This is a genomic window from Alteromonas sp. W12, assembly GCF_001924945.1.
In the GTDB taxonomy this organism is placed as follows: domain Bacteria; phylum Pseudomonadota; class Gammaproteobacteria; order Enterobacterales; family Alteromonadaceae; genus Alteromonas; species Alteromonas macleodii.
The window spans coordinates 378,098-402,815 of the sequence record NZ_LQXH01000009.1 but is presented as its reverse complement, the minus strand read 5'-3'; the positions used below and the strand labels follow the sequence as shown (position 1 = coordinate 402,815).

29 protein-coding genes are annotated in these 24,718 nt (G+C 43.7%); 18 read left to right on the top strand and 11 right to left on the bottom strand.

What is annotated here, in order from left to right:
- Positions 1 to 133 precede the first annotated feature (133 nt).
- The gene (locus AWH61_RS15350) at positions 134 to 373 is read left to right on the top strand and encodes a hypothetical protein (protein WP_014950026.1); all 240 of its coding nucleotides are present in this window, start codon (positions 134 to 136) and stop codon (positions 371 to 373) included.
- 15 nt (positions 374 to 388) lie between these two features.
- Here the strand turns inward: AWH61_RS15350 and AWH61_RS15345 are convergent, their stop codons facing one another.
- Complete coding sequence (locus AWH61_RS15345) at positions 389 to 1,162, bottom strand: ParA family protein (protein WP_075177533.1); 774 nt, start codon at positions 1,160 to 1,162, stop codon at positions 389 to 391.
- Positions 1,163 to 1,324: 162 nt separating this feature from the next.
- On the opposite strand from AWH61_RS15345, the gene AWH61_RS15340 reads away from it, so the two are divergent.
- Positions 1,325 to 2,365: an MBL fold metallo-hydrolase gene (locus AWH61_RS15340; RefSeq protein ID WP_075177532.1), complete on the top strand. Its 1,041-nt coding sequence runs from the start codon at positions 1,325 to 1,327 to the stop codon at positions 2,363 to 2,365.
- Positions 2,366 to 2,443: 78 nt separating this feature from the next.
- Here AWH61_RS15340 and AWH61_RS15335 read toward each other — a convergent pair whose 3' ends face one another.
- The 4 genes from AWH61_RS15335 to AWH61_RS15320 form a co-directional block, all read right to left on the bottom strand.
- A complete protein-coding gene (locus tag AWH61_RS15335) occupies positions 2,444 to 3,433 on the bottom strand; it encodes a hypothetical protein (RefSeq protein WP_249922661.1) in 990 nt (329 codons plus the stop codon).
- 304 nt (positions 3,434 to 3,737) lie between these two features.
- A complete protein-coding gene (locus tag AWH61_RS15330; protein WP_014950022.1) occupies positions 3,738 to 4,310 on the bottom strand; it encodes a lipid-binding SYLF domain-containing protein in 573 nt (190 codons plus the stop codon).
- A 179-nt stretch (positions 4,311 to 4,489) separates the two neighbouring features.
- Positions 4,490 to 4,759 carry a DUF6482 family protein gene (locus AWH61_RS15325; RefSeq protein ID WP_257721543.1) on the bottom strand — a complete coding sequence of 90 codons (270 nt, stop codon included), beginning with the start codon at positions 4,757 to 4,759 and terminating at the stop codon, positions 4,490 to 4,492.
- A gap of 116 nt (positions 4,760 to 4,875) precedes the next feature.
- Entirely contained in the window at positions 4,876 to 5,358 is a 483-nt protein-coding gene (locus AWH61_RS15320; RefSeq protein WP_039225212.1) for a DUF2244 domain-containing protein, read from the bottom strand.
- Positions 5,359 to 5,511: 153 nt separating this feature from the next.
- Between AWH61_RS15320 and AWH61_RS15315 the strand changes: the two genes are divergently transcribed.
- From AWH61_RS15315 to AWH61_RS15305, 3 genes are all read left to right on the top strand, one after another.
- The gene (locus AWH61_RS15315; RefSeq protein ID WP_075177531.1) at positions 5,512 to 6,420 is read left to right on the top strand and encodes a sulfite exporter TauE/SafE family protein; all 909 of its coding nucleotides are present in this window, start codon (positions 5,512 to 5,514) and stop codon (positions 6,418 to 6,420) included.
- 113 nt (positions 6,421 to 6,533) lie between these two features.
- Entirely contained in the window at positions 6,534 to 7,856 is a 1,323-nt protein-coding gene (locus AWH61_RS15310) for an alpha-amylase family glycosyl hydrolase (protein WP_075177530.1), read from the top strand.
- An 85-nt stretch (positions 7,857 to 7,941) separates the two neighbouring features.
- On the top strand, positions 7,942 to 8,160 hold the full coding sequence (locus AWH61_RS15305; protein ID WP_075177529.1) for a hypothetical protein: 219 nt from the start codon (positions 7,942 to 7,944) through the stop codon (positions 8,158 to 8,160).
- A gap of 50 nt (positions 8,161 to 8,210) precedes the next feature.
- Here the strand turns inward: AWH61_RS15305 and AWH61_RS15300 are convergent, their stop codons facing one another.
- The 3 genes from AWH61_RS15300 to AWH61_RS15290 form a co-directional block, all read right to left on the bottom strand.
- Positions 8,211 to 8,906, bottom strand: a complete 696-nt coding sequence (locus AWH61_RS15300) for an EF-hand domain-containing protein (RefSeq protein ID WP_075177528.1) — start codon at positions 8,904 to 8,906, stop codon at positions 8,211 to 8,213.
- A gap of 320 nt (positions 8,907 to 9,226) precedes the next feature.
- Positions 9,227 to 9,625 (bottom strand): GFA family protein, encoded by a 399-nt coding sequence (locus AWH61_RS15295; RefSeq protein WP_014950015.1) that lies wholly within the window; start codon positions 9,623 to 9,625, stop codon positions 9,227 to 9,229.
- Positions 9,626 to 9,672: 47 nt separating this feature from the next.
- Positions 9,673 to 10,728: an aromatic ring-hydroxylating oxygenase subunit alpha gene (locus AWH61_RS15290; protein WP_075177527.1), complete on the bottom strand. Its 1,056-nt coding sequence runs from the start codon at positions 10,726 to 10,728 to the stop codon at positions 9,673 to 9,675.
- A 161-nt stretch (positions 10,729 to 10,889) separates the two neighbouring features.
- On the opposite strand from AWH61_RS15290, the gene AWH61_RS15285 reads away from it, so the two are divergent.
- Positions 10,890 to 11,810, top strand: coding sequence for a cation diffusion facilitator family transporter (locus AWH61_RS15285; RefSeq protein ID WP_075177526.1), 921 nt, complete (start codon positions 10,890 to 10,892; stop codon positions 11,808 to 11,810).
- Positions 11,811 to 11,912: 102 nt separating this feature from the next.
- Positions 11,913 to 12,245 (top strand): hypothetical protein, encoded by a 333-nt coding sequence (locus AWH61_RS15280; protein ID WP_075177525.1) that lies wholly within the window; start codon positions 11,913 to 11,915, stop codon positions 12,243 to 12,245.
- Between the two features lie 157 nt (positions 12,246 to 12,402).
- On the opposite strand, the gene AWH61_RS15275 is transcribed toward AWH61_RS15280, so the two are convergent.
- A complete protein-coding gene (locus AWH61_RS15275; protein WP_014976932.1) occupies positions 12,403 to 12,642 on the bottom strand; it encodes a hypothetical protein in 240 nt (79 codons plus the stop codon).
- A 252-nt stretch (positions 12,643 to 12,894) separates the two neighbouring features.
- Between AWH61_RS15275 and yoaA the strand changes: the two genes are divergently transcribed.
- From yoaA to AWH61_RS15220, 11 genes are all read left to right on the top strand, one after another.
- Positions 12,895 to 14,814, top strand: a complete 1,920-nt coding sequence (gene yoaA / locus AWH61_RS15270) for a DNA repair helicase YoaA (RefSeq protein WP_075177524.1) — start codon at positions 12,895 to 12,897, stop codon at positions 14,812 to 14,814.
- A 78-nt stretch (positions 14,815 to 14,892) separates the two neighbouring features.
- A complete protein-coding gene (gene tsaB / locus AWH61_RS15265) occupies positions 14,893 to 15,609 on the top strand; it encodes a tRNA (adenosine(37)-N6)-threonylcarbamoyltransferase complex dimerization subunit type 1 TsaB (RefSeq protein ID WP_075177523.1) in 717 nt (238 codons plus the stop codon).
- 128 nt (positions 15,610 to 15,737) lie between these two features.
- Positions 15,738 to 16,031 carry a hypothetical protein gene (locus tag AWH61_RS15260; RefSeq protein ID WP_014950008.1) on the top strand — a complete coding sequence of 98 codons (294 nt, stop codon included), beginning with the start codon at positions 15,738 to 15,740 and terminating at the stop codon, positions 16,029 to 16,031.
- Between the two features lie 340 nt (positions 16,032 to 16,371).
- Complete coding sequence (locus AWH61_RS15255; RefSeq protein ID WP_014979719.1) at positions 16,372 to 17,025, top strand: Slp family lipoprotein; 654 nt, start codon at positions 16,372 to 16,374, stop codon at positions 17,023 to 17,025.
- A 98-nt stretch (positions 17,026 to 17,123) separates the two neighbouring features.
- On the top strand, positions 17,124 to 17,963 hold the full coding sequence (locus tag AWH61_RS15250; protein WP_075177522.1) for an alpha/beta fold hydrolase: 840 nt from the start codon (positions 17,124 to 17,126) through the stop codon (positions 17,961 to 17,963).
- Between the two features lie 121 nt (positions 17,964 to 18,084).
- Positions 18,085 to 19,737: a long-chain-fatty-acid--CoA ligase FadD gene (gene fadD, locus AWH61_RS15245; protein WP_014950005.1), complete on the top strand. Its 1,653-nt coding sequence runs from the start codon at positions 18,085 to 18,087 to the stop codon at positions 19,735 to 19,737.
- A 62-nt stretch (positions 19,738 to 19,799) separates the two neighbouring features.
- Positions 19,800 to 20,957, top strand: coding sequence for a ribonuclease D (gene rnd / locus AWH61_RS15240; protein ID WP_014950004.1), 1,158 nt, complete (start codon positions 19,800 to 19,802; stop codon positions 20,955 to 20,957).
- Between the two features lie 120 nt (positions 20,958 to 21,077).
- A complete protein-coding gene (locus AWH61_RS15235) occupies positions 21,078 to 21,374 on the top strand; it encodes a YcgL domain-containing protein (protein ID WP_014950003.1) in 297 nt (98 codons plus the stop codon).
- Between the two features lie 6 nt (positions 21,375 to 21,380).
- The gene (locus tag AWH61_RS15230) at positions 21,381 to 22,463 is read left to right on the top strand and encodes a lytic murein transglycosylase (RefSeq protein WP_075177521.1); all 1,083 of its coding nucleotides are present in this window, start codon (positions 21,381 to 21,383) and stop codon (positions 22,461 to 22,463) included.
- On the top strand, positions 22,463 to 23,131 hold the full coding sequence (locus AWH61_RS15225) for a fumarylacetoacetate hydrolase family protein (RefSeq protein WP_075177520.1): 669 nt from the start codon (positions 22,463 to 22,465) through the stop codon (positions 23,129 to 23,131). Before AWH61_RS15230 ends, AWH61_RS15225 begins: the two co-directional genes overlap by 1 nt.
- Complete coding sequence (locus AWH61_RS15220) at positions 23,128 to 23,622, top strand: YcgN family cysteine cluster protein (protein ID WP_014950000.1); 495 nt, start codon at positions 23,128 to 23,130, stop codon at positions 23,620 to 23,622. The genes AWH61_RS15225 and AWH61_RS15220 overlap by 4 nt, the downstream gene beginning before the upstream one ends.
- Positions 23,623 to 23,637: 15 nt before the next feature.
- Here the strand turns inward: AWH61_RS15220 and AWH61_RS15215 are convergent, their stop codons facing one another.
- Together AWH61_RS15215 and dsbB are read right to left on the bottom strand one after the other, a co-directional pair.
- Complete coding sequence (locus AWH61_RS15215) at positions 23,638 to 24,192, bottom strand: GNAT family N-acetyltransferase (protein ID WP_075177519.1); 555 nt, start codon at positions 24,190 to 24,192, stop codon at positions 23,638 to 23,640.
- The gene (dsbB, locus tag AWH61_RS15210) at positions 24,189 to 24,716 is read right to left on the bottom strand and encodes a disulfide bond formation protein DsbB (protein ID WP_014976923.1); all 528 of its coding nucleotides are present in this window, start codon (positions 24,714 to 24,716) and stop codon (positions 24,189 to 24,191) included. Before dsbB ends, AWH61_RS15215 begins: the two co-directional genes overlap by 4 nt.
- Positions 24,717 to 24,718: the final 2 nt, after the last annotated feature.

Here is a 24,718-nt window from a genome sequence, read left to right as displayed (position 1 = left end):
CTCTTTTGGCACATTAACTCTAATTTAATGTGTATATAATAAAACAATTCGTTATGAATTAGTTTTGAACCGTAATTTTAGGCAACTCGTTGCCGATAAGTTATAGAGACAAATGCAAACTTCTGGAGGGCGTATGAGCAACGATCTACTGTTTCCCATTTTGCCTCGCAACACAAAAGTGCCGATTGAGACGGACGACCGCGTGAAGAAAGTGCAAAAGACCAAAAAGTCCGAGCATTTCAGTGAAGAAGAGCGCGATCAGTTTCAAGACGTGAAGCGAACTGAGATTATCGAAAAATCAGCTGAAAACTCGAAAGATAAAGAGCGAGGTAACAGCGAGGGTGGGCTTAAGCATATTGATATTGATGTTTAGCGAAACTTGTTAGCGTTAGGTTTTGCTCGCATTGAGTTCTTCAAATAAAGCCGCAATTTGATTCGTCACTTTGTGCTTAGGTAAGTAGAAAGGCAGCGGCATTCGCTTAGAGTGAGACTCTTTCACTTTTACCGTGGCACTTATATAACTTTCTAACACTGGCAAATCTTGCTGCTTAAGTGTCTCAATTAACTCTCTTGGAAGCTTTGCTTGGCTATTGAATTGATTAACAACAATACCCAACAAACGCAGTTCAGGGTTGTGGTCTTCTTTTAGTTCCATCGCATTTTCAAGTAAACGCTCAATCGCCTGTGCCGAGAAGTCGTCGCAATCAAAGGGGACGCAAAAGCCATCAGCAGCAATAAGTGCCGCTTTAGAATAAAAATTAAAATTAGGAGGCGTGTCGATAAAAATGTTGTCGAATTCGTCTTTTAACTCCTTTAACGCGTCTTTAAGTTTAAAAATTTTGTATCGTGATTCGAGCTCTCGCTCGACTTCTGCCAACGCAGGAGAAGAAGGCATAACGAAGAGGTTTTCATAAGGCGTTGCATGCACGAACGCGTTAGGCTTCTTGGCTGTTCTGAAAATGCCAACTACTTGTTTGAACATATCGGCTACGGTAAGGCTTTGTTCACTGGCGTTAAATCCCACGTAGTGAGTACTATTTCCCTGAGCGTCTAAGTCTACCAATAAGGTCTTATGACCCAGCTTAGCGCTTTGAGCAGCTAAATTGGTGCTAATGGTCGATTTGCCTACGCCGCCTTTTTGATTAAACACCACGATTATCATAAGAAATCCCTTTGTCAGTTGTGTTTAAAATATGCCCAATTAAAAGTCCTTATGCAAAATATTGTTTGTGGTTTAATGCAAACTGAATATAGTTGTCCCAAACAGTGAAAAAATCAACACCGCAAAACAACGTGGTTTTATACACCTAGAATGGAAAGCGTTATGGTTAATATAAAAAAGTCTGTATGGCGGCTTGCAATAATGCTTCTGGCGGTTTGGATGTCCAATAATACTTACTCAGCCGATGTATACACTGCGCAATATTACGCGAATAAAGGACTGAAAAGTGCTAAGCATTTTCCTGGATTGGCGAGTCTTTGCGATATTAGTCAGGAGCCGCGGGATATGTTCATTATTAACGATAACCAGCGTGAGAGATCCAAGAGCAATAAGGGTGATAGCGAAGTAAAAGGAAATGCTAAAGTCCGTCGTCAAATTCCACCTCAACAAGTCTTCGATAACCTTTATTATGTCGGCGCTGGCAACGTAGCAAGTTGGGCAATTGATACGGGCGAAAGTATAGTTTTAGTAGACGCACTAAATAATAACCAACAAGCTCAACATTATATCCTTAACGGACTTTCGGCACTCGGGTTGGGAGATAAGCCGATTTCCCATCTTATCATATCTCATGGACACGGCGATCATTACGGTGGTTTTGGGCTGATTAAATCAGTTTATAGTCCACGTATTGTGATGAGTGAAATTGAGTGGCACGTGTTAGAAAACGACGCGTTTGCAAGCTATCGCTGGGGAGCAAAACCTGAAAAAGATTTACTGATTGAAAATGGGGATGTACTCAACGTAAATGGCACTGAGTTAGCGTTTTATGTAACGCCTGGACATACACCGGGTACGCTTACTATCGTTCTCCCTGTGATCGATGGAGATGAACGGCATCGCGCTGTATTATGGGGCGGCACAGGGCTCAATTATGGTCCGGATGTCGCAAGAATAAAGTCTTATACAAACTCTGCCAATGCAATGAAAGCGTTGGTGAAAGTACAAAATATTGATGTATTTTTGTCAAATCACCCTGGAAGAGACGGAACAAGAGATAAGCTTAAGGCATTAACGGATAGGAAAAATAATCAGGCACATCCATTTATACAAGGAGAAGATGTGGTTGTTGAAGCATTTGAGCTTCTCGAGAATTGTACAAGAGCACAGTGGATGCAGATTGAGGAAAACCGTGCTCAGTAAAATGTGAGCGATAAGAATCTCAAGGCAAGAAAGAGAGAAACCGTAGACTTGCTCCTTTTACCTTGAGATTTTCAAACGTTATTTCTGTAGCATTTTGTGTTTATTAAATCTTCTTGCACTCAATAAACCTACTGCGAAAATAAAGATTGCAAACGTAGAGGGTGCACTTACCTCAGTTGAAGAAGAGGTTGTAGCAAACGAGCTAGCTAAAATGATCTCGCCGTTGACAATCGGGTTGTTAGTCAAGTTAAAGACAGGCCCGGTTAACGGCCCGCCAGCAGGGAATAGTGCATCGTAAAATGCATTTAGTGAGAAATCATCGAAAGATACTCTAACCGCGTTGCGTGATTCTGTGCAAGAGGTGTTGGAACACGACTTTTCGACTTCATTAACAAATATTCCCAAGCCAAAGTCAGCGATATTCAAACCCGCAAAGAGAGACTGATTTTCAAGTGCAGTAGCCGTTACGGTATTTCCCCAAAGATTCACTTCCACATCCACGATGTCTGATGAACCTGCTGTAGATAGATTCACGTTTGAGCCGGTCGTGGCGTTTCCGTCAATTTGCGAGACTGTGGAAAGTACATCAGCACTTAGCGTTAAAAAGCCACTTATTCCAAGTAAGTCTGAAAATAAGTCAAGATTAAGGTCGTTTATGGTTCCGCGGCCTGACGTAAAAAAGCTTGCGGGAACAACACTCGTTAAAGACGATTGAGATTCGCCTTCAATAATGGCGGTGGATAGCGCGCCATCAAACTCTGTAACGTCGATGGGGCTGCCCAACGTACCCGAAGCATCTGCGCTTGCGCCAATGATAGTGTCAATCTGAGAATAATTTTCAGGAGCACTACCGCTGGTATGAGCTAAGTTGATAGTTGAGTTAGCGATTGCAGAGACCATACCTCCTACATTACTTGTAATGGAAAGATCGACATGGACTGCATTCCCATAACTGCTGCCTATTATTGCCGCGTTAGTTGAAAAGCCTACCGTCGCCGAAGCGAACAATGCGCTTGTTAATAGTGTTCTTACTACTGCTCTTATCACTTTGTTGTTTTGTGGTTGCATGATGAAACCCTCGTTTATGGCTTAGCGTGCTGCTAAGCGAGCCTTTTACAAGTAAAGCGTAGTCACGAGTGTTCAATTCAGTTATGAGGGGTTCCCCCTAAATTTAGACTTTCGTATACACGGCGGTGGTAAGAGAAGCTATGGGGAACACGACACTGCTTATTACTGTGATTCAGACAGCCTAAAGATTTAGAGCGGTAGCTGGCAGTTGTGCAGAAAAAATAAAAAGGCCTCTTGCATTCAAGAGGCCTTCGGTGTGTTGGAGCGCTAATCGCTAATATGGTTAGGAATAGTTAGGGCAGAATTAGTTTAGTTCTTTATCTACCCAAAATTTCGTGCCTTTAACAGTGGCCTGTAATGTAAGGCCGCTTTCAGTCATAGTATACACTGTGACGTTACCCAAGTAGCCTTCGCCTTCTGCAGATGCACCTTTGTTACCGGCTTTCGCTGCTACATCCGCGTTACCACCTACGGTCCATCCATTTTCAATAAAGTGATTCATCGCTTTTTGTGTGTGGAAAACCATAACAATTCGGTAATCTTTTGCGCCTAAGCCAAGGCCTACACCACCTTCGGCCATATTCATATATGTTTTTGCGCCGGTTACATTATTGTTTACAACACCGTAGCCTGTGCCCGCCGCCACAAAGAATACGTTAATGTTAGCATTGGTAAATACGGCGTAGCCGGCAGCGTCTTTTACCTGAGAGCGCGTATCGGGCTTTTCAGAATAAAGACGGGCAAGCGCGTTATCTTGCATATCTAAAATAGCTTGTCGCTTTTCAGCAACAGTTCCGTCGCCCATCGAAGCGCACGCCGTCAAGGCTAACACGGCAGCCACAAACACAGATTTTATAGCTAACTTACTTATTTTCATGCAATTCTCCTTAGCATGTAGGTATTTTATTAACTACAGAAGAAGACCATTCTTACTGTTTCTAATTCAATAAAATACCGTTTAATTTACGTCACATTAGTTGTACGCAAAAAACGTGCTAAGTGGTGCATTGAACATTGAAAACTATTGGTCTTACTTGCTAGTACACCTGCAAGTCGCTACCACTCAATTTCAAGCTCTAATGCACCGGGATGATCGGTTTGACCAACCATTTCTTCATACGGTGTGCTTTGACGGAGCCAAACTTTCTCAAAGGCTTGAGAGTCAAAATGCTCCCTAATCTCGTTCAAACAGTGAAACGTTTTAGGTTGTGACTTGTTGTCGCGAACCAAGGTGCGTGAGGCGCCCATACCGGTTGATGCGAGGTAATTGCCGCCTTCTAGTGACTCGATGTATAAGTTCATAGTGTAACCCTCATTAGGTCGCAACTCGTTATCGCTGCGTCTTATATCTAATTAGTCGAAAATAGCCACAATGATCATTAATTTTGTGTCATGCACGATAAAGAGCCTTACGCATTGGTTGCATTTCAAAGCAACACGAATTACCACCACTTATTCGAACATACTGCGATCCCCGCCTTTTGCATACATTCATGAACACGCTCTTTGTCTTCTAAATTTAAAAATGATCCCACTTCAAATTGCTGCAGAGGGGCTTGTAGCACAAGCTGTGGCGCACATTTTAAGCTCAAGTCTTTTTTATAGTACAAGGACGTATCAGGGCGGAAGAATTCTATGCTGATACCGTTTGAGCTAGTGACTTGAATGCTGTTTGATGAAATTAAGAGCGTCTCCCAGCGGTATGTTGCTTTAGAAACTAAATACATAATCAGCGTTAGTAACCCGACCTCCAATCCTGCAAAAGGTAATATGACCCACGCACCGGCCAGTGACCAAGCAATAGCTATCGAGCTGATAAAAAGGGCAAAAGCTGCAATAAGGTGCTTTGTCTGTTGCCATGTTGCTGAGCGGTTTGGCGAAAGATGCAGTTGCACCTGGTGCTCAAATGTAGATACTTCAACCATGTTTTTTAAAATGCTGTATATGATATCTGTGTAAGTAAAACCTTATACGTAGTGGGATAACAATAGTTTGAAAATTGTACAGGTGCTAGTTGGCTGCGTACTTAGAAAAGTCATGCCGTGTAACTTGCCGTATTTTCTGCCTTAAGGACGTATGTGATTTCTCTCATCAAGCAAAACGCTGGTAAAACAGCGTTGATAGTACTTTTATTTTTATGGATCGGCAGTTTGCTAGCGCAACCAGCCCCTATTGAGCTTGTTAAAGAGTTCGGGCTTTTCAGCGTTCTTGGCGTTATTGGTGCTATATTTGCGAATGCCACTGGAGCTGGCGGTGGCGTGGTTTTCGTTCCGTTTTTTAACTACCTGTCATTTTCTGTGCAAAGCGTTGTGGCAACGAGTTTCGCCATCCAATGCTGTGGTATGACCGCGGGGGCACTAACTTGGGCCGCGTATTATAAACACCAACACAAGTACGATCAGTATTGGAAAGCATTACCCAGTGTACTGATGTTAACGGTTCCCTCGTCAATATGCGGCATAGGATTCGCTCAGTATTCATCTCAAAGTACAAGGCTTCTAGAGCATTTGTGGGGTGGGGCCAATAACCTTCACATCGCTTTTGGTAGTTTTTCTATTCTATTAGCAATCGCAATATTTGCTTCTATTCCGCTAATGAAGCGTACCCATTTCAAAAAAGACTTACATACGAAAGATCTTTTGCTTTTACCTTTCATTGGTTTTTTAGGAGGCATTATCACCGCGTGGCTTTCGGTAGGAGTAGGAGAGTTAGTCGCTGTTTACCTCATAATTCGAGGGTTTAATGTAACTTTGTCTATTGCCAGCGCGGTTATCTTGTCGGCTTTTACTGTGTGGTCTGCATTGCCGTATCACGCTTTTATAAGCGAGTCTGTGGTATGGCAGGTTGTTTTGTTTGCTGGGGCAGGTGCAATAGTCGGTGGAACGATTGCAAAGTTTGTTGTTTTAGCATTTTCGGTTCAGCGTCTAAAACTTTTTTTCGGTATTTGGGTACTAATTTTAGGTGTTACAAGTTTACCTATTCTTTAAGCCACGAGCTTGCGGCAGTTAAAAGCCCAGCTCGCTGCAATTTGAAGCCTAAAGTAACGCGACGCAGAACTAGATTCTTCTTCTAAACGCTAATCTCGATAAGGAAAGATAATATGGATATCAATCCTGTTCCTAAGAAACGATATAACGTGCTTCAGCCAGAATGGTCATCTCACGCTGTTATTTATCAGGTCAACACACGACAGTTTTCAGAGCAAGGTAATTTTGAAGGAGTGAGAAAGGGGTTATCCCACATTAAATCACTTGGCGCTGATATTGTTTGGCTTATGCCTGTACACCCTATTGGTAAAAAGAATAAAAAGGGAGAGCTTGGAAGTCCCTATGCAGTAAAAGACTATCTGGCCATTAACCCTGAATTTGGTAGCGAAGAGGATTTCAAAGCGCTGGTGGATGAAGCGCACAAGCTTTCGCTAAAAGTCATCATAGACTGGGTGCCAAATCACAGTGCGTGGGATAATCCTTTGGTTGAACAGCACCCCGAGTGGTACGCCAAAGACTACAAAGGAGATTTTCGTCCATCTCCGTGGTGGGATTGGAGCGATATCATAGAGTTTGATTATGAACACGTTGGCCTTCGCAAATACATGATTAACGCGTTGTGTTATTGGGTTGAAAAGTTCGACATTGATGGGTTTCGCTGTGATGTAGCGGGGTATGTCCCCAACGATTTTTGGCAGCAAGCAGTGCAAACGCTAAGCGCAATCAGACCAGTTTTCATGTTGGCTGAATGGGAGAATCGCGACCTTCACGAAAATGCGTTCAATATGACTTACGCGTGGAGCTGGAATGAAACATTGCATGAACTCGCTCATGGAAAGTGTTCACTGGATAGGTTGCGCAAGTATTATTCGTGGAACGAACGCAGCTGGCCTCACTCGGCTTACAGAATGACCTTCGTGAGTAATCATGACAAAAATGCCTGGGATGGCACCCAGCGCGAACAATTTGGTTATGCGCTTGAAGCCTGTATTGCTTTATCGGTAATAGGTGAAGGCATGCCGCTCATTCACAACGGGCAAGAAGCTGGGGAAACCAAGCGTTTAGCGTTCTTTGAGCACGATCCTATACACTGGCAAGAACATGAGATAGGCAACTTGTACCGCAAGCTAATTGCTCTTAAAAAGTCCAAAGCCGTGCTAGGGAACGGAGAGTACGGGGCAAGAATGATACAGGTGCCAAACTCTAAGATGGATAAGGTTTTTAGTTTTGTACGTTGTAATGAAAATGAAAATGAAAATGAAAATGAAAAAGTGTTCGTTGTGATTAATTTTTCAAATGAGCAGCTAGAAGTAACCTTTGAAGAACCATTGTTTGAAGGTGAGTATGCGCACTGGGAGCGCGACGAAAAGAAAACCTTCGGAGCTGATTCAGTGTGTAAACTCACGCCTTGGCAGTTCGAGATATGGGTGGCATAACGGTGTGATCGTTTAGTGTCATCTTTAACTACAAAAGGTAAAAAGCACTAATGTTTTTTTACTAAGTGAAAATTAAGGATGAACGATGACTGTGAATGATTCAGCTGAAAAAACAGAAGACCGCTCGTTAAATAATCATGCAGCGCTTAAAACTTCTATTGCCAATGGTGATGTTGAAGAGGTAAAAGCGCGACTTGAAGGAAACACTTTGGATAAGCTAGAAAAAGGTTATCTTATCGATCTCGCACGCTTGAGTGGTAACAGTGAAATCGAGGAAGTGATTAAGTCAACACCCGAAAGTTAGATGCTAAAGAATCTAGCTCAGATCTAATCTGAGCTAGTACAACTTAGTCATTACTCTTCAGAACTATCACTTGAGTTACTTTCAGACTTACTCTGATAACGCTTAAATTCCGTACGCGTAATTAATTCATCGTCATTTGCGTCAATATTATCAAAATCACGTGTTACACCACTTCTCGAGGCTTCAGCTTTAGTAAGCTTACCGTCGTTGTTAGCGTCCATCATCTCAAATTTACTGCGCGCAATGACCGCTTCATCTGCGATAACCGTATTATCGTGAACAACAGTATCTTCAGCCACTTTGTCAACGTTTGTCTTTTCTAAGTTTCCGTTAGCCTTCAACTCAGTCTTAGCTCGTAGTTCGTGAGTCAGCCTTTTGTCTTTCGTCGCGGCAACCACTTCATCGACATCAGTATCAACTTTAACTTCCGTTTCCATTGTACCTTCTGTACCCATACTCTCTTTCATCGATTTTACCGTTGCAAGCACGTCGTCATCGAAATGTTGAGGGTGCTTCGTTACATGTGCATTGAACTCTTTAATTGAAAGCTGCATGTCTGAATTGGTATCAATTTTGGAAAAGTGCGCATAAATCTCATCGTCGTCAGCTTCTTCTCGTGAAATATAGCCGTTGTCATCGTTATCCAAATCGGCAAATGTGGTGTCTATTTTTTCGATACCATTGCCGGCAAACGCGGCAGTCGAAAGTGCGGCGCTGATTAGTGTAGCAATTGTTAATTTTTTCATATCTAACTCCTTGGTTTTTCGGCCTCCATACTGCTTAAAAACGGAGGAGAGTATTCACATGGAGTTATTCATAGCATATGCCATTTCAATAAAATGTTTTTAGATCATTGGTTTATGTTTTTTGAAAGGTTGGGGGACGACAGGCGGAATTGTGAGATCTATAGAATTTTCTGAAAAAGTTACTCGCTATTTTTGACAAAAACGGAACACGTTAAGCGGAGAATGTTGTGAATGCGAGCAACAATCGACCTGCCGTTATTCAAGCAGCGAATTTTGTTTAGTATAAAGCCATTAGGTTTCGAATGAGTATTCAATGTTTGTTACGGTAAACGTTCAAATTTTGTGATGGTTTCTAAGTTTTCTTCCCACGCAGCTTTGCTTACGCCGAAGATATGTGCAGTAGGTTTAATCAGTAGTTTTGTATCCAGACACCCAGCGGGTACGGCTAGAATGTCACCGAGTTGAGTACAAGGAAGGGCTGAACCGCAAATTTTACAGAAACTTTTGCTATGACGCGTGTTCTCGAGCGTGAAGTTGACTACAGCGTCAACACCCGATGCCCAAGTTAACATAGCCGAACTTGAAAACAGGTTGGCTGCGAAGGCCGAACCTGTATCCTTTTGACAGTGTTTGCAGTGGCACAGATAAAAACTGTCAAAATCACCCTCAATTTTAAAAGTTACCGACCCGCACAAACAAGACCCTTTGTAATTGTTCATCAAAACTCCTTTTTTGTGAAATACCACTATTTAGAGCACTAAGACTGCTACTGTTTAGCAAGCCAATCGTAAAAGTGCGCCACGCCCGCTTCTAAAAACGGTTCTATGAACCCGTGTTCTTCTTCGCCTGATAAATAAAGTGCCCGTCGACCTTTTTCTAGCAATAGGCAGGCTTCTTCATCTTCTACCGCTGTTTCCATATAGGCCGCTTTTTCCGCTGCAAAGTAGTCTGGCATATCTTTATAAAGTGCTTCGGGATAATAAAATTCAACGTGGTTTACACATGCGCCGGCACCCTTGGGGTAAATCGTGCTGACGACAATAATATCTGGGTACCACTCAATCATAATATTAGGGTACAAAAAGCACCAAATTGCGCCAAAGCGAGGAAGTGTTTGCCCAAACCGTGCCAATAATGCGTCTTGGAACTCTCTGTAACGCGGTGTTGTGCGCTTGGTAAGCTGGTCGCCTAGCCCAACTTTTTGAACTGAAAAATCATCGCCAAACGACCATTCTAAATCATCGGGTTTAACAAACTGGCGAAGCCCAGGGTGCATGGAGTATACGTGATAGTTCTCTAGATAGATTTCGATGAATGTCTTCCAGTTAAATTGATATTCCGTGGTTTCAGAACCGGCGTAAAAGTAATCGGTAAAGTCGAGATAGTCCTCAAGCCCAAGGGGAGATAAGTCCATATTAGGAGATCGCCCTCGAAATAGAAGACCGTTCCACACTGACAGTGATTCCTTTTTCAACTGACCGCTAGGGGCATCCTTAAAGTGGGGCGCACCTTTAAGCTGGCCTGTATTGTCATAGCCCCAGCAGTGGAGTTTACAAACTATGCTGCGTGCCCGGCCTTGCCCTTCAAGAAGTTGAGCTTGTCGATGTAAGCAAACATTGGATATAAGTTCATAATTCTCTCCTTGATTAAACAACGCATAACGGTCGTTAAAGTGAGGCAGTACTTGATAGCTAAACTTCTCTGGCGCCATTAGGGAATGGCCTGCATAAGCAAGCCCTCGAGAGAATGCCTGCTCGACTTCCTGCCGGCTTTCATCAGCATCAAAGTAACTTTTTATAGAAGGATGGGTAACGATTTTCATAGTTTAAAACGGGTGCTAAAAACGCAGTGCGTTGAGTCGAAATAATATAGGCGCTATGTATCACTGAATTGCTTAAAAAAATAGCAATATTTTATTTAAAGCACTATTTTTTTTAAAATATCGGAGTAGAATCCGCGCACCTTAATTTCGAAGTGATTTTCATGGACATTGGCTTCCATCACCTTGAAGAAAAGCGTCTATTAACGCTTTCTTTTTATATTGCCGGCGCATTTGTCATTATTGCGCTTGGTTTTGCCATTTTAACGAGCTCAGGCGCTATTTTATTTGATGCCGCGTACTCGTTAATCGCTTTTGTTATGTCAATGCTAACGCTTAAAGTGGCCAATTTGGTTCAACGCCCTGACGATGACCGGTTTCACTTTGGTTACACGGCAATTGAACCTACGCTAAACATGTTTAAGTCGCTTATTATCATTGCCACGTGTGTGTATGCCGTCGCGAGCTCTGTTCAGAGTTTATTAGCAGGTGGGCACGCAGCTGAGTATGGTATTGGTATGGTCTACGGTGTTGTGGCAACGGTTGGCTGTTTTAGTATCTCTCTGTACATGCGAGTAAAAGGTAAGCATTTACTGTCCGATTTAGTAAAAGTGGATTCTCACACTTGGATGATAGACGGCGTGCTAAGTGCATCCATCTTGTTCGCTTTTATTTTGGCCTACGCGTTAGAGTTGACGGAATATAGAATGCTGTCGCCGTACGTTGATCCTGTTTTATTGATTATTCTTGGCTCGGCAATGTTGCCGGTGCCTTTTAAGATTTTGCGTGAAAGCCTTAATGAAGTAATTAACAAAGCGCCGCCTGAAGCTATCTCGGCGGTAATCGAGAAAAAATTCAAAAAAACGTTGGCTGACGTCCCATACGAACATGTGGAAGTGAGAATTAGTAAGCGGGGTAGGGATGTCTATCTGTTAGTCCACATTATCGTGGATGACGCATTCTCGATTGCAACGATCAGTGAGTTAGACGAAATTCGACTGAAATGCGAAGCAGAAATGCGCGAGTGGGATCCTGCAATCATCATGGACATCTTGTTCATAAAAGATCCTGAACTTGCAGAGTAATGATACGGGGGAGTGTGAAATTTCTCGCATTCTCCCCTTACTTGGCTGGCAAAATCCTCCAAACTTTCCGATAATCAACTCTTTAAGCTAATTGAAGATGTGATGGAAACGCGACTTCCGCTATATAAAAAGCTGTTGGTAATGTACCGCATAGAACCGGGGTGTCTTGGGCCGCAAGGTGCTGACTACGTCGAGGAGTTTTGTGTATTTGCCAAAAAAAAGCTAAAAGACAACCATGGTCATTGTTTGCGATGGACCATTAAGCCCCGCTACGACAAGACACTGCCTGAGCTTGAGTTCCTGATAAAAAATGCCGTACTTTCCCGTGACAATGCGGCTAAATATATGGATAGCTTTGGTATTGATATCGATGCTTTCGAAGAAGAGCTAGAGGAGTCGCTCGCCGATTTGGTTGATGCATTTTTTGAACGCTGATGCGTTTAACTAAAGCCACCTTCGCATGCATTGCTATATACAATGCTAGAGAACTCGAAAAGGCACTTCAAATGCAGAGCACAAAAAAGCCCCGCCATTTCTGGCGAGGCTTTATCATTCATTCAGTTAAAGTGAATCAGTAACTCACCTTAATAGATCAGTTTAAAGATTTCAGTTTCTGGTAACCTTCAGCTTCTAGCTCATCATTTACGCACTCTAATACAAATACGTCTTCCGACTTGCCTTTTGTGCCTTCTTCTTCAGCGATTTCTTTGCAGAACTGAGTTAATTCCGCTACCAGCTCTGCAGGTGCTTCGTCTGATGCAGCTGCAATTACAGAGAACGCCATTGCGCTTAAACCTACTAAGCCTAAACCTATAAAGCGTAAACCTTTCATAATTACCTCGTTGAATAGTTGAGTATAAACATTTACGAGCTGGATATTGCGCCTAAGTGTTAAGATTAAAAAGCTAATTTTTTTGTTCTAGAAGACAAATTCTTTTCATCAAAAATTTAACAATTGCTTTGACTCTAAAAGGCGTCAGGTAGCAAATGCTGACGCTAAAATGCAAACCTTTAATGGGCATTCCATAGGCTTTTTGGCATAATGCGCGGCCTAAAGTAGAAAAGTAATGACAGCGCTTAAACCATGCCCACAATAAATAACGTATTCTCTTCAGATGGCCTCCTTGCAGGTGCTATCAAGGGGTTTGTACCTCGCGAAGCTCAAACTGAAATGGCAAAGGCGGTTAAGCGCGCTATTGATACCACAGGTAGTTTAATAGTAGAGGCCGGTACAGGAACGGGAAAGACTTTCGCTTATCTCGCTCCGGCATTGTTGAGCGACGGAAAAGCCATTGTTTCTACAGGGACTAAAAACTTACAAGAGCAGCTATTTCACCGCGACTTACCGCTGGTAAAAAAGGCCTTAGGCAGCAAGCGAAAAACTGCACTGTTAAAAGGCCGTTCAAACTATCTTTGTCTACACCGTGTAGCGCAGCACAGCGGCAATTCTACGCTGGTTGAAAAAGAGGTATTGGGTCAGCTTTCAGAAGTGAAACGTTGGTCTAGTACTACGAAAACAGGTGATATGGGGGAGCTAAAGACCCTTCCCGAAGATGCCCGTGTTTTACCGTTAGTTACCTCTACTGTGGATAATTGCTTGGGCCGCGATTGCCCAGATTATGAAGATTGCTACTTGGTAAAAGCGCGCAGAAAGGCGCTGGATGCTGATATTATTGTGGTAAACCACCACCTTTTCTTTGCTGATATGGCACTGAAAGACACAGGGTTTGGCGAACTTATTCCAGAAGCTGATGCGATTATTTTTGATGAGGCTCATCAAATTCCCGATATTGCGAGTGATTACTTTGGCGAGTCACTTTCGACAAGACAAATTCACGATATTGCGAAAGATATCACGCTGTTGTTCAGAACAGTGCTAAAAGATGCTGGGCAGCTAGATAAAGCGGCTGACAAATGCAGGATGATTGCCTCTGATTTACGGTTATTGTTCCCGGATACGGCTGAACGCGGCAACTGGGCTGAGGCGTTAGACCGTGACGACGTGCGCATGCAGGTGGGCAAGCTGGCCGAAGCGCTAGGTGTACTGCATGAAGTGTGTAAACTCCATGTTGGCCGCGATAAAGATTTAGACAACATGTACGAACGTGTTGTGGCTGCAAGAGAGCAGTTAGATGCGTTAAGCGACAATAAGCAAGAAAATGTAAGTTTGTGGTATGAAACTACTCAGCGCCACCTCATTATGCATTTAACGCCCTTATCAATTGCCGCTAAATTCAGACGATTCGTATCATCGCCGCCGCGCGGGTGGATTTTTACCTCGGCAACCTTAATGGTAAACGGCGGTTTTGATCACTTTCAGCGCCGCATGGGCTTAGAAGACGCAGAAACGTTAGGATTAGATAGCCCGTTTAATTACCCCGAACAGGCCATGCTGTGCGTGCCCCGCTATTTACCAGAACCAAACAGCTACGCTATGCGCGAAACTTTGCTAGAAACAGCCAAACGGCTAATCAAAGCAAGTCGCGGGAGATGTTTCTTGTTGTTTACTAGTCACGCTATGCTTCGAGAAATTGCGCAGAAGCTAGAAGATGAGATAGATAATCCGCTACTGGTGCAAGGGACTACCACCAAGCAAGCATTGCTGGATGCGTACCTTGCAGATGAAAAAGCGGTATTAATGGGCACAGGCGCGTTTTGGGAAGGAGTAGACGTGCGCGGCAACGACTTGGTTTGCGTGATGATTGATAAGCTGCCCTTTGCGTCACCTGATGACCCGCTGCTTCAAGCCCGTATGGAAGATGTAAAAAAACGTGGAGCAAACCCGTTTGGTGTTATTCAAATTCCCCAAGCTGTTATTACGTTAAAGCAGGGCGCGGGAAGACTCATCCGAGATCCTTCTGATAAAGGCGTGCTGGTTATATGTGACAATCGATTAGTGACGAAGCCTTACGCCAAAACCTTCGTCGGAAGCTTGCCAGATATGAAAAGAACAAGAAGCTTGGACGAAGTGGAAAAATTTTTAGCCGGCATTGATGAAGCCTAAGTTAAAGCACTGAAAAAGCGGTAAGCGTGTATTACGCCATTAGCCCCGTTTTCAGCTTATATGAAATAAGAGATAAACATGAACATTTTAGCTATAGATACCGCAACCGAAGCTTGTTCGGTTGCGCTTCAATTCAAAGACACCGTCATAACGCGTTTCGAGATATGCCCTCAGCAGCATAGTCAGCGACTTCTTCCCATGGTCGATGAGGTGTTAAAAGAAGCAAAGGTTTCGCTGGGCGACCTAGATTTACTGGCTTTTGGTCGAGGCCCAGGCAGCTTTACCGGTGTTCGCATAGCGACGGGAATGATTCAAGGTTTAGCGTTAGGGACAGGCTTAAAAGTAGCGGGCGTGAGTACGCTTGAAGCTATGGCGTTTGAAGTAGCGTCTAAAACTCAGCATAAAGATGCATTGATTGCCGTCGCGTCTGATGCGCGTATGGGTGAAGTGTACTTCGCGGTTTACTCTCAGTCGCAAAATGGGCTTGTACTTTGCACTGAAGAGCAAGTTTGTCCGCCCGAATTGGCTATTGAACAGCTAAATGTACTTAGAGAAGAAAACGGCGCGACTGTAATTGCAGCTGGCACCGGCTGGTCTGCCTACGAGGAGCTTGATAACTGGAAGTCTGAAGTATGTGGTGAGGTAGCGTCTGACATCACACTTCCAAACGCGCAATACATGCTTAAACTTGCAATAGATGCACATAGTAAAGGCGAAGTATCTGACGCTGTGAATGTAGAACCTGTATATCTGCGCGATAAAGTTACGTGGAAAAAATTACCTGGCAGAGAGTAACGACACGCCGCCAAATATTGGGCGCCCATTACTAACAATAAATAAATCGAGCAACGGGAAAAGAGGAGCGAGTCTTAAGGTTAAAGCTCGCTTCCCAATGGTACGATTCTTGCCTCAGTTAACTTTGTATGATTATCAATAATAATTTCGCTGTACCGTCTTCCGAACCTTCGCAAGGCCGTGTCGCTAAAATTAACAAAGACCCTGAACAGCAAAGTAAAGGGCAAAGCGAATCGTCTGCTAGGGCGATTGTTGTTGCGCCCGACGAACAGGGAACAGATAACGCCAAAGCGTACCAACAATTTATTCGTGAAGATGGCAACACGTATTCTCAAAATGCCATAGCGTCATACACAAGCTTTGAAAAGCAGCAGCAACGCGAGTCTATTCAATCTATGTTCGGCGTGGACATCTACGCGTAGTTCAGTCTCATTCACAATCATTTACATTTTCTAACAAATTGTTAAAACTCGTGGTGTATATAGAACAAAAGCCTACCCTAGACACTCTAAAGAGTGTTGCTTGGGACGATCTATCTCATTTAAGCGACATAGCGATTGAACGGCAGTGGTTGTCCATACGTATTAGTGCTACTGTTTAATTGCTGACGTGCGGTTTTTCTTTTTAGCATAAAGAGATACATGAAGATAAAAACGGATTTGTAATCGTGATTCCGCAGTTCTTGTTTTGAACAAATCAACGCTTGCAGGTTAAATTGCGATCAGGCGTAGCATATTTTCTAGGATATAAAGGAGCAGTTTAATGTATCGGTATTTGGTTTTACTCTCAGTCTTTTTATTTGCGGGCTGTACATTAGTTCCAGACAGTATAGATGTGCCTGAGGGTACGCAGCTAGTTAGCTATTCTAAGGCGGTTACGTCTGGTGCAAACGCGCAAGGTCAAAGAGCCCGTTGGGGAGGCATGATTGTTGGTGTTGAAAACAAGCCTAACAAAACTCTGATCGAGCTCGCTCATTTTCCGCTGAATCACTACGGCAAGCCTACAACAAATGGAGAGACGTCGGGTCGATTCAAGGTACAAATTGATGGCTTCGTCGACCCAATAGTTTTTGAAGAAGGTCGCGCGGCAACGTTTCTAGGCACTATTACTGCGCCAACCGCAGGCATGGTGGGTGAGCAACCCTATATTTACCCAACAATCACTGTTGATGACTATCATATGTGGAGAAAACAAGAAGTTTATGATGTAAATACTTACTTCTTTAATTATCACACTGGTTGGTATTCACCTTTTTATCGCTTCAATGGCCCTTGGATGTATCCCCAATTTAATCACTCGCGCGTAATTCGCTATAAAAACGCACCAAGCAAGGCTACGCTTCCCTCTAAGTCGAGTCGGACAAAAAGCAACATGAAACCCACTATACAGCCAGCAAAGTTAAATAAAGAGAAATAAACAATTAATGAGAAGGGCGGCATGTTATTGCCGCCTTTTTTTGTTTGTAAGACAAACACGGAGCGCGAGCGGCAATATTTTGCCATGAGGGATGAAAGATGATTGAAACAGAATTTAACATTGGGGCATTACATTTAGCTGCGTTAGATAATCAAGGTGTCGGCAAAGTCGTACTTGGTTTACACGGCTACTTGGATAACGCAGAGAGCTTACGGCTGTTAGCACCCTACCTACAAACTCACCGCTTTATTGCGCTAGACCTAGCTGGTCATGGTCGTTCTGGTCACCGTGCACTAGGCGCTCATTACAATCAAGCTGATTACCTGCAAGACCTTTATGCGCTAATAGAATCTCAAGAGTGGGAAGAAGTCATTTTATTAGGACATTCTCTCGGCGGAATACTAGCGAGCCTTTTCGCTGCACTTTTTCCGGAAAAAGTCACTGCTGTAATAAGTATTGATGCTTGTGGGCCGCTTACCGAAACTGAAGAAACAACCGCAGCACAAATGCGTGACGCAATAATGAGTCGTCACGCGAAGTCGCGAAATAAACTGCGAATCGTTGATTTAGACGACGCAGTTAAAGCCAGGTGCAAGGTATCCGATATTCCTGCCGAACACGCGCGTTCTATTTTATCGAGAAATTTGACCCAAGATGCAGGGGGACATTGCTTCTGGTCGAGCGACCCGAAGCTTCGTACAAAATCTACACTAAGACTTACAGAAAAGCAGGCAGAATCGCTAATGCGTGCTATTGTATGCCCAATTCTTTTTATTGGTGCATCTAACAGTTTTAAAAACCTTGAGACTGTTTTCCCCAATCGCAAGGGGTGGTTTTTAAATGCGCAATACGAACAATTAGTAGGCGGTCACCATATTCACATGGAAAATACTGACGATGTAGGGGTATTAATTCGTCATTTTGTTGAGCAATTGTAAATTGTGCCGTTTATTTTTTTTTACACATCCTATACTATTCGCAAGTTATCAGACCAGTTATATAAGTGCAGCTCCCCATGCGCTTATAAAATAGTATAAGAATAAAGTAGAGGAGGTTTTGGTGGAAAAAACCTGGCTTAAGCATTACGACCCTCGCGTTTCCGCAGAAATTGATGCCGATCGTTACGCATCTGTAGTAGACATTTTCGAGCAGTCGGTAAAGAAGTTCAAAAATAAAGAAGCCTTCATAAATATGGGGCATTCAATCACGTTTGAAGAGTTAGATACCTTATCAGCTCAATTTGCTGCTTATTTGCAGGCAAGCGGACTAAAACGCGGTGATGCTGTGGCAATTATGATGCCCAACCTTCTTCAATATCCTGTTGCCATGTTTGGTATTTTGCGCGCAGGGATGGTTGTGGTTAACGTAAATCCTCTCTATACCGCTCGTGAGTTAAAGCACCAACTAAATGATGCTAATGCGAAAGCCATCGTTATTGTTGAAAACTTCGCGTGTACTCTAGAAGAAGTCATCGCAGATACAAATCTACAAGAAGTCTTTCTGACCGCTTTAGGCGATATGCTTCCGGCACCTAAGCGCTGGATCGTGAACGCAGTAGTGAAGTACGTTAAAAAGATGGTGCCTTCGTTTAATCTTCCTGAAACGACATCGTTTATGTCGGCGGTTAAAAAAGGGCAATCTCTTGAATATAAACGCCCAGATATCGATAGCGGCGATTTAGCGTTTCTTCAATACACAGGTGGCACGACTGGAGTTTCTAAAGGTGCCATGCTTACTCATCGCAATATGGTGGCTAATCTTGAGCAGGTCTCGGGAATTTTAGAAACAGTGATTGAAGAAGGCGAAGACTTTGTTGTTACCGCGCTTCCGCTCTACCATATCTTTGCGCTACTGGCGAACTGCTTGATGTTCGTTAAATACGGGTGCCGTAACTTGCTTATCACCAACCCGCGTGACATGCCGGCTTTTGTAAACGAACTTAGCAAATATCCGTTCACCATTTTACCTGGTGTAAATACCTTGTTTAATGGCCTGTTAAATACGCCTGGATTCAGCGAACTTGATTTCAGCAAGTTTAAGTTTGGTTTAGGCGGCGGTATGGCTGTTCAACGTCCCGTAGCAGAAAAGTGGGAAAAGGTCACCGGTACAGTGCTTCTTGAAGGATACGGGCTAACAGAGTGTTCGCCTGTGGTAGCGGTTAACCCACCACAGATTGAAGCTTATAAAGGCGCAATCGGTATGCCGGTCCCTTCTACAGACATCAAGCTCCTTGACGACGACGGTAACCCTGTCGAAAAGGGCGAGCCTGGTGAAATGTGGGTGAAAGGCCCTCAGGTAATGAAAGGATATTTGAACCGACCAGAAGCAACAGAAGAAATTCTAAAAGACGGTTGGTTAGCCACAGGTGACATCGCAACGGTAGATGATGAAGGTTACTTCTATATTGTTGACCGTAAAAAGGATATGATCCTAGTTTCAGGCTTTAACGTGTTTCCTAACGAGATTGAAGAAGTGGCTGCAATGCATGAGAACATTGTTGAAGCAGCTGCGGTTGGGGTTCCTCATGAAGTCAGTGGTGAAGTTGTGAAATTATTCGTAGTTCGAAACAGCGACTCACTTACTGAAAAAGACGTTATCGCGCATTGCCGTAATCACTTAACGGGTTACAAAGTGCCTAAGCAAGTTGTTTTCAAAGACGACTTACCAAAAACCAATGTAGGTAAAATACTGCGTCGGGAGCTTCGAGACTAATTTCGTTGAAATAGTTTTGTGAAAGCCGGCGTAAGCCGGCTTTTTTATTACTGTGCAAAAATATGCAATATCAATTAATTACAACATCTGAACAACTCGAAAAAGTGTGCACTGCCGCACAGCGTCAAGAGGCGGTAGCCTTAGACACCGAATTCGTAAGAACGAAAACCCTCACTCCTCATTTAGGCCTTATCCAGCTCTATGATGGCCATCAGCTGGTACTCATTGATCCGCTCGCCATAGACAATATGCAGCCATTTATCGATCTCATGGAGAATACCGAAGTCGTAAAAGTACTGCACTCGTGTTCTGAAGACATTGAGGCGTTCCTTACCGCTTTTGATACCGTGCCAACGCCTGTGTTCGACACGCAGCTTGCGGGAAGTATTTTGGACATGGGACCGTCACTTGGCTATGCAAAGCTTGTAGAGTTGCTGTGTGATATCAGTTTGGACAAAGGGGAGTCGCGAACCGATTGGTTAGCCAGACCTCTACGTGAAGCGCAGCTTAGCTACGCAGCGAATGATGTGCTGTATTTACTGCCTTGCTACCAACAGTTAGCCAGTAAAGTACAAGAGGCGGGGAAAGTGCACTGGATTTACCAAGAGATCGCTTTGCTAGTTGATAAGAAGCGCGCTCAAATGCCTGAAGATTTTGCGTACTTAAGCATTAAGAATAACTGGCGATTGAACAGCGAACAGCTCACCGTATTACAGGCACTAGCGGCATGGCGCTTGAATACCGCACGAAAAAAAGATCTGGCCTTAAACTTCGTGTTCAAAGAAGGGCATTTGTTTGAAGCGGCGCAGCGTCTTATCGATAGTAAATCTGGCCTTTCGCGTATTAACGGCGTGAATCATCAATCGGTACGCCGCTACGGCGACACCATCATCACGCTAATTGAAGAGGCGAGAGCAAAGTACGCGCAAACACCAGAAAAGCTCAGACTTCCGGTTGTGCTGCGGTTAATTGATATCGCCAAGTACAAAAAAACGCTGGCCGAGCTTAAAGTTATCAGCGACCAGATAGCGAAAGACAATGCTGTAAATAGTGATGTTATTGCCTCTAAAAAACAGCTGAATCAACTGTTAAAATGGTACTGGTTTTCGGTTGATGAGACCCGCGTGCAGGGACTAATGCCCGATGTACTGTCGACGTGGAGAGAGCCATTGTTTCGCTCTCACGTAACGCGCTTACTTGGCGACGCTCCGGCCCAATAGTGCTTTAAAAGCAAAATGGGTGAGCAGTATTGGCGAGAGGTGTATGCTCTCTGGCCAATTCAATCTGCATAGTGACCCCAAAAGAACTAAACAAACGAATTAAGAAAGAGTAAAAATTCTATGTTATGCGCAGTTTATAAAACGCGAAAGAAAGACGGCATGTATTTGTACGTGCCAAAGAAAGACCATTTTGAAGACGTGCCGGAGCCGCTTATGGCGAAGTTTGGTCGCCCAGAGCTAGTGACTATCATCGCCCTAGAAAAGCGCGAGAAACTTGGCCTGGTTGACAAGCAAAAGCTTATCGACGAGCTTAATGAAAAAGGCTTTTACCTTCAAATGCCGCCAAAAGAAGATAATTTGCTAGAGCAACACCGTGAATCTCTTGGGCTTTCAAAAACGCCCGATAAGAAGTTTTAAATATCCATGTTATTAAAGACTCTAAACCGCTTAGTTAGCCGAATTACCTTTATAGCTAAGCGCAAAAATCGTAGTTTATTTCCTCAACCGCGCAATATTGCCTTAGTTTTATCGAGTATAACCTTAAGCTTTTCACTGGCAGTTCATGCCGAAAATCAGCCAAGTAATGACAGTGGGCTTAGCGAGACGGGCTTCGAAAGCTACGTTGCTCAACTGAAAAAAGAGGCGGCCGAAAAGGGCATAGATAAGACTAAATTAGATTTAGCGTTTGCTGACATTACTTTCAGGCCCACGGTCGTCAAGTCTGACAAAAGCCAGCCAGAGAAAAAAATTACGTTAGATGATTATCTAGCAACGCGAGTACCCGACTGGAAAGTGAAGCAGGCGGTTGAGCAGTACAATGAACACAAAGTACTGCTTGACGAAATTGCTCAAAAATATGGGGTTCAGGCCCGCTTTATTGTTGCGCTGTGGGGTAATGAGTCTAACTTTGGTAAAATTCAGGGCAACTTTAGTGTGCTGTCTGCACTGGCATCTTTGGCGTATGAAGGGCGAAGAGAAAAGCTGTTTAAAGACAATTTTTTTGCGGCACTTCAGATTCTAGATGAAGGGCATATCTCTGTAGAGGCGCTTAAAGGCTCTTGGGCCGGTGCGATGGGACAAACACAGTTTATGCCCATATCCTTTCTAAATTACGCAGTGGACTACGACGGCGACGGCAGAAAGGATATTTGGGGGACCAAGGCAGACGTATTTGCGTCAATCGCCAACTATCTATCATCTGAAGGTTGGGATAGTGAAGGGACGTGGGGACGCCAAGTAATACTAACCAAACCAGTACCTTTTTCAGGGTTAGCTAAATCTAACATGAAGCCGTTGGCCTTTTGGCAGCAGAATGGCGTCAAGCGCTACAACGGAAATGAACTCCCCAATGCAGAAATCAGTGCATCGCTTATTATGCCAGATGGTGAGCAAGGCCGAATTTACTTGGTGTATAACAATTTTCACACACTGATGAAGTGGAACCGCTCGTCATACTTTGGCGTTTCGGTTGGGTATTTATCAGAGCGGATAAAACGAGGTTACTAATGGCTTATCGTCACATCGATTCTCAAGGCAATGAAATATCACTACCCGTTAGTAAAGTAGTGTGTATAGGTAGAAACTACCTCGACCACATTCAAGAAATGAATTCTACCGTATCTGAAGCACCCTTGCTGTTTATGAAGCCAAAGGCTGCCTTATGTTATATGCAGAAGCCTATTGCCATTCCTACCGACAAAGGCGAGTGTCACAACGAGCTTGAAGTCGCTGTGCTGCTAAAATCATCATTGAAGCATGCGAGTGTAGATGACGTAAAAGCCGCGATATGGGGTATTGGACTTGGTCTCGATTTAACCCTTCGCGAGGTTCAAGCCGAGCTTAAGAAGCAAGGCCAGCCTTGGGAAAGAGCGAAGTCTTTTGACAACAGTGCACCGCTGTCAGGCTTTGTGCCGTTAAGTGAAATAGAAAACTTGGAAGACCTGCGTTTTACCTTAACCATAAACGGGGTGGTTAGACAGCAGGGACATACCGAGCTGATGCTGCACAAAATCATCCCACTTATCGCCCATATGTCATCTATATTTACGTTAGACAGTGGTGACGTGATTCTTACAGGCACGCCCAAAGGGGTAGGTAAGCTTTGCTCGCAAGATACGATTGTTGCAACGCTAGACAATCATTTAACCGTGGAAACCGAGGTAATAGCAGAATGACAGCCGCGTTTTGGGAAACCAAATCTTTAGAAGAGATGACCCAAAAGGAATGGGAATCACTTTGTGATGGATGTGGTAAATGTTGTCTGCAAAAATTTATCGATGATGACGCGGTAGAAGAATACGAAGTGACCGACCACATTAACGATAATGAGAAGATTCACTATACCAATATTGTGTGTACGTATTTGAACACAAAAAAATGTGAATGTACCCAATATGAAAGGCGCACAGAGCTGGTGCCTGATTGCGTGAAGCTGACAAAAGAGAATCTGAAGGATATCTTTTTTATGCCAAATAGCTGCACCTATCGTCGCCTTTATGAGGGAAGGGGCATACCGTCGTGGCACCCATTGTTAAACAAGGGGAAGAAACACGTGATGCACGCAAAGGGCATGTCGGTACGCAACAAGACTGTTTTTGAAACCGATGTGGATTTAAATAACTTTGAAGACTATATAGCCATTTGGCCTTTAGAAGACTTAGATTAACGCGCAGAACGCGCGTTAATTGCCATTAACAATAGCATAAAGCAGCGCATCGCGCCCGAATACGCGTTTGCGACAAAGCCCTTCTTTTGTACCACCAATTCGCTCTGCTACACGTATACTTGCCTTGTTGTTAGGCTCTATAAAGCATTCCAATCTATGCAAATTCATTTGAGAGAACGCAAGCTTCTTCAAGGCTTCACAAATCGCGGTAGCTAAACCTTTTCCGCACGCATCTGGTCTGAGCCAGTAGCCAAGATTAGCGGTAAGGTGCGTGTGGTGAATATGATTGATAATGCCCATACCTAAGCACTTTTCGTCGTGCATTAGCAAGTAGGTAAGTCCATAGCCTGTATCTCGTGCTTTTTCCATGTTGGCGATGCACTGCTTGGAGAGTGCAGGCGTAACAGGGCAAACCGCTGAACCAAACCAAGGTTTTACGTGATGGATAGACTGTTGCCCAGCCTCACAAAGCGCATAGCAGTGTTTCTCCGCAATGCGCTGAATGGAAATGGGGCCTTGCTCCGTATGTATTGGAGGTAGGCGTGACGGTAGAATGGATAAGTCGATCAAAAGGGTTTCTTATCCAATAATCGACATGCAAACACAATAGCGAATACAGCAAAGTAGGCAGCAAAAATAATTTGCATCCACTCAGCCATTCCCATAGACAAAAACTGCCACGAATCTTCTAAACAGTCACCTTCAGCGGCAAATACAGCGGGTAGCCACTCGTGAAGTTGTAACCACGAAGGAAAGTTTGGCACTATTTCACAGCTGGCAAAAAATGGGTTCGCAGCATTGAGAATGCCAACGTGTTCTTTGGCAATTAAGAAGCCCCATCCTGCAGATACAGCCCAACCAGCGAAACCAAGCATGCGTGTAAAGCCATTGTTTTTAATAACGACAATAAGTGCTGACAACACAATACCGTACATGGCGGTTCGTTGATAAATGCACATAATGCACGGCTTTAAACCCATGCCATACTGAAAGTAAAGCGCAGCAATTTCTAATGCCAATGACGTGGCGAAAAGCACAAGCCATGAAGACTTGTGCTCTGCCCATTGGCTAATGCTGTGAATGATTCCGCGCATAG

Excerpts from the sequence above, each read along its gene's own strand:
- AWH61_RS15275 (WP_014976932.1), bottom strand. The coding sequence starts at position 12,642 with ATGAAAGGTTTACGCTTTATAGGTTTAGGCTTAGTAGGTTTAAGCGCA.
- AWH61_RS15335 (WP_249922661.1), bottom strand. The coding sequence starts at position 3,433 with ATGCAACCACAAAACAACAAAGTGATAAGAGCAGTAGTAAGAACACTA.
- AWH61_RS15305 (WP_075177529.1), top strand. The coding sequence starts at position 7,942 with ATGACTGTGAATGATTCAGCTGAAAAAACAGAAGACCGCTCGTTAAAT.
- AWH61_RS15350 (WP_014950026.1), top strand. The coding sequence starts at position 134 with ATGAGCAACGATCTACTGTTTCCCATTTTGCCTCGCAACACAAAAGTG.
- dsbB (WP_014976923.1), bottom strand. The coding sequence starts at position 24,716 with ATGCGCGGAATCATTCACAGCATTAGCCAATGGGCAGAGCACAAGTCT.
- AWH61_RS15300 (WP_075177528.1), bottom strand. The coding sequence starts at position 8,906 with ATGAAAAAATTAACAATTGCTACACTAATCAGCGCCGCACTTTCGACT.
- tsaB (WP_075177523.1), top strand. The coding sequence starts at position 14,893 with ATGAACATTTTAGCTATAGATACCGCAACCGAAGCTTGTTCGGTTGCG.
- AWH61_RS15230 (WP_075177521.1), top strand. The coding sequence starts at position 21,381 with ATGTTATTAAAGACTCTAAACCGCTTAGTTAGCCGAATTACCTTTATA.
- AWH61_RS15235 (WP_014950003.1), top strand. The coding sequence starts at position 21,078 with ATGTTATGCGCAGTTTATAAAACGCGAAAGAAAGACGGCATGTATTTG.
- AWH61_RS15260 (WP_014950008.1), top strand. The coding sequence starts at position 15,738 with ATGATTATCAATAATAATTTCGCTGTACCGTCTTCCGAACCTTCGCAA.
- AWH61_RS15255 (WP_014979719.1), top strand. The coding sequence starts at position 16,372 with ATGTATCGGTATTTGGTTTTACTCTCAGTCTTTTTATTTGCGGGCTGT.
- AWH61_RS15330 (WP_014950022.1), bottom strand. The coding sequence starts at position 4,310 with ATGAAAATAAGTAAGTTAGCTATAAAATCTGTGTTTGTGGCTGCCGTG.
- AWH61_RS15345 (WP_075177533.1), bottom strand. The coding sequence starts at position 1,162 with ATGATAATCGTGGTGTTTAATCAAAAAGGCGGCGTAGGCAAATCGACC.
- AWH61_RS15310 (WP_075177530.1), top strand. The coding sequence starts at position 6,534 with ATGGATATCAATCCTGTTCCTAAGAAACGATATAACGTGCTTCAGCCA.
- AWH61_RS15320 (WP_039225212.1), bottom strand. The coding sequence starts at position 5,358 with ATGGTTGAAGTATCTACATTTGAGCACCAGGTGCAACTGCATCTTTCG.
- AWH61_RS15295 (WP_014950015.1), bottom strand. The coding sequence starts at position 9,625 with ATGAACAATTACAAAGGGTCTTGTTTGTGCGGGTCGGTAACTTTTAAA.
- AWH61_RS15285 (WP_075177526.1), top strand. The coding sequence starts at position 10,890 with ATGGACATTGGCTTCCATCACCTTGAAGAAAAGCGTCTATTAACGCTT.
- AWH61_RS15290 (WP_075177527.1), bottom strand. The coding sequence starts at position 10,728 with ATGAAAATCGTTACCCATCCTTCTATAAAAAGTTACTTTGATGCTGAT.
- AWH61_RS15280 (WP_075177525.1), top strand. The coding sequence starts at position 11,913 with ATGGAAACGCGACTTCCGCTATATAAAAAGCTGTTGGTAATGTACCGC.
- rnd (WP_014950004.1), top strand. The coding sequence starts at position 19,800 with ATGCAATATCAATTAATTACAACATCTGAACAACTCGAAAAAGTGTGC.
- AWH61_RS15340 (WP_075177532.1), top strand. The coding sequence starts at position 1,325 with ATGGTTAATATAAAAAAGTCTGTATGGCGGCTTGCAATAATGCTTCTG.
- AWH61_RS15220 (WP_014950000.1), top strand. The coding sequence starts at position 23,128 with ATGACAGCCGCGTTTTGGGAAACCAAATCTTTAGAAGAGATGACCCAA.
- AWH61_RS15250 (WP_075177522.1), top strand. The coding sequence starts at position 17,124 with ATGATTGAAACAGAATTTAACATTGGGGCATTACATTTAGCTGCGTTA.
- AWH61_RS15225 (WP_075177520.1), top strand. The coding sequence starts at position 22,463 with ATGGCTTATCGTCACATCGATTCTCAAGGCAATGAAATATCACTACCC.
- yoaA (WP_075177524.1), top strand. The coding sequence starts at position 12,895 with ATGCCCACAATAAATAACGTATTCTCTTCAGATGGCCTCCTTGCAGGT.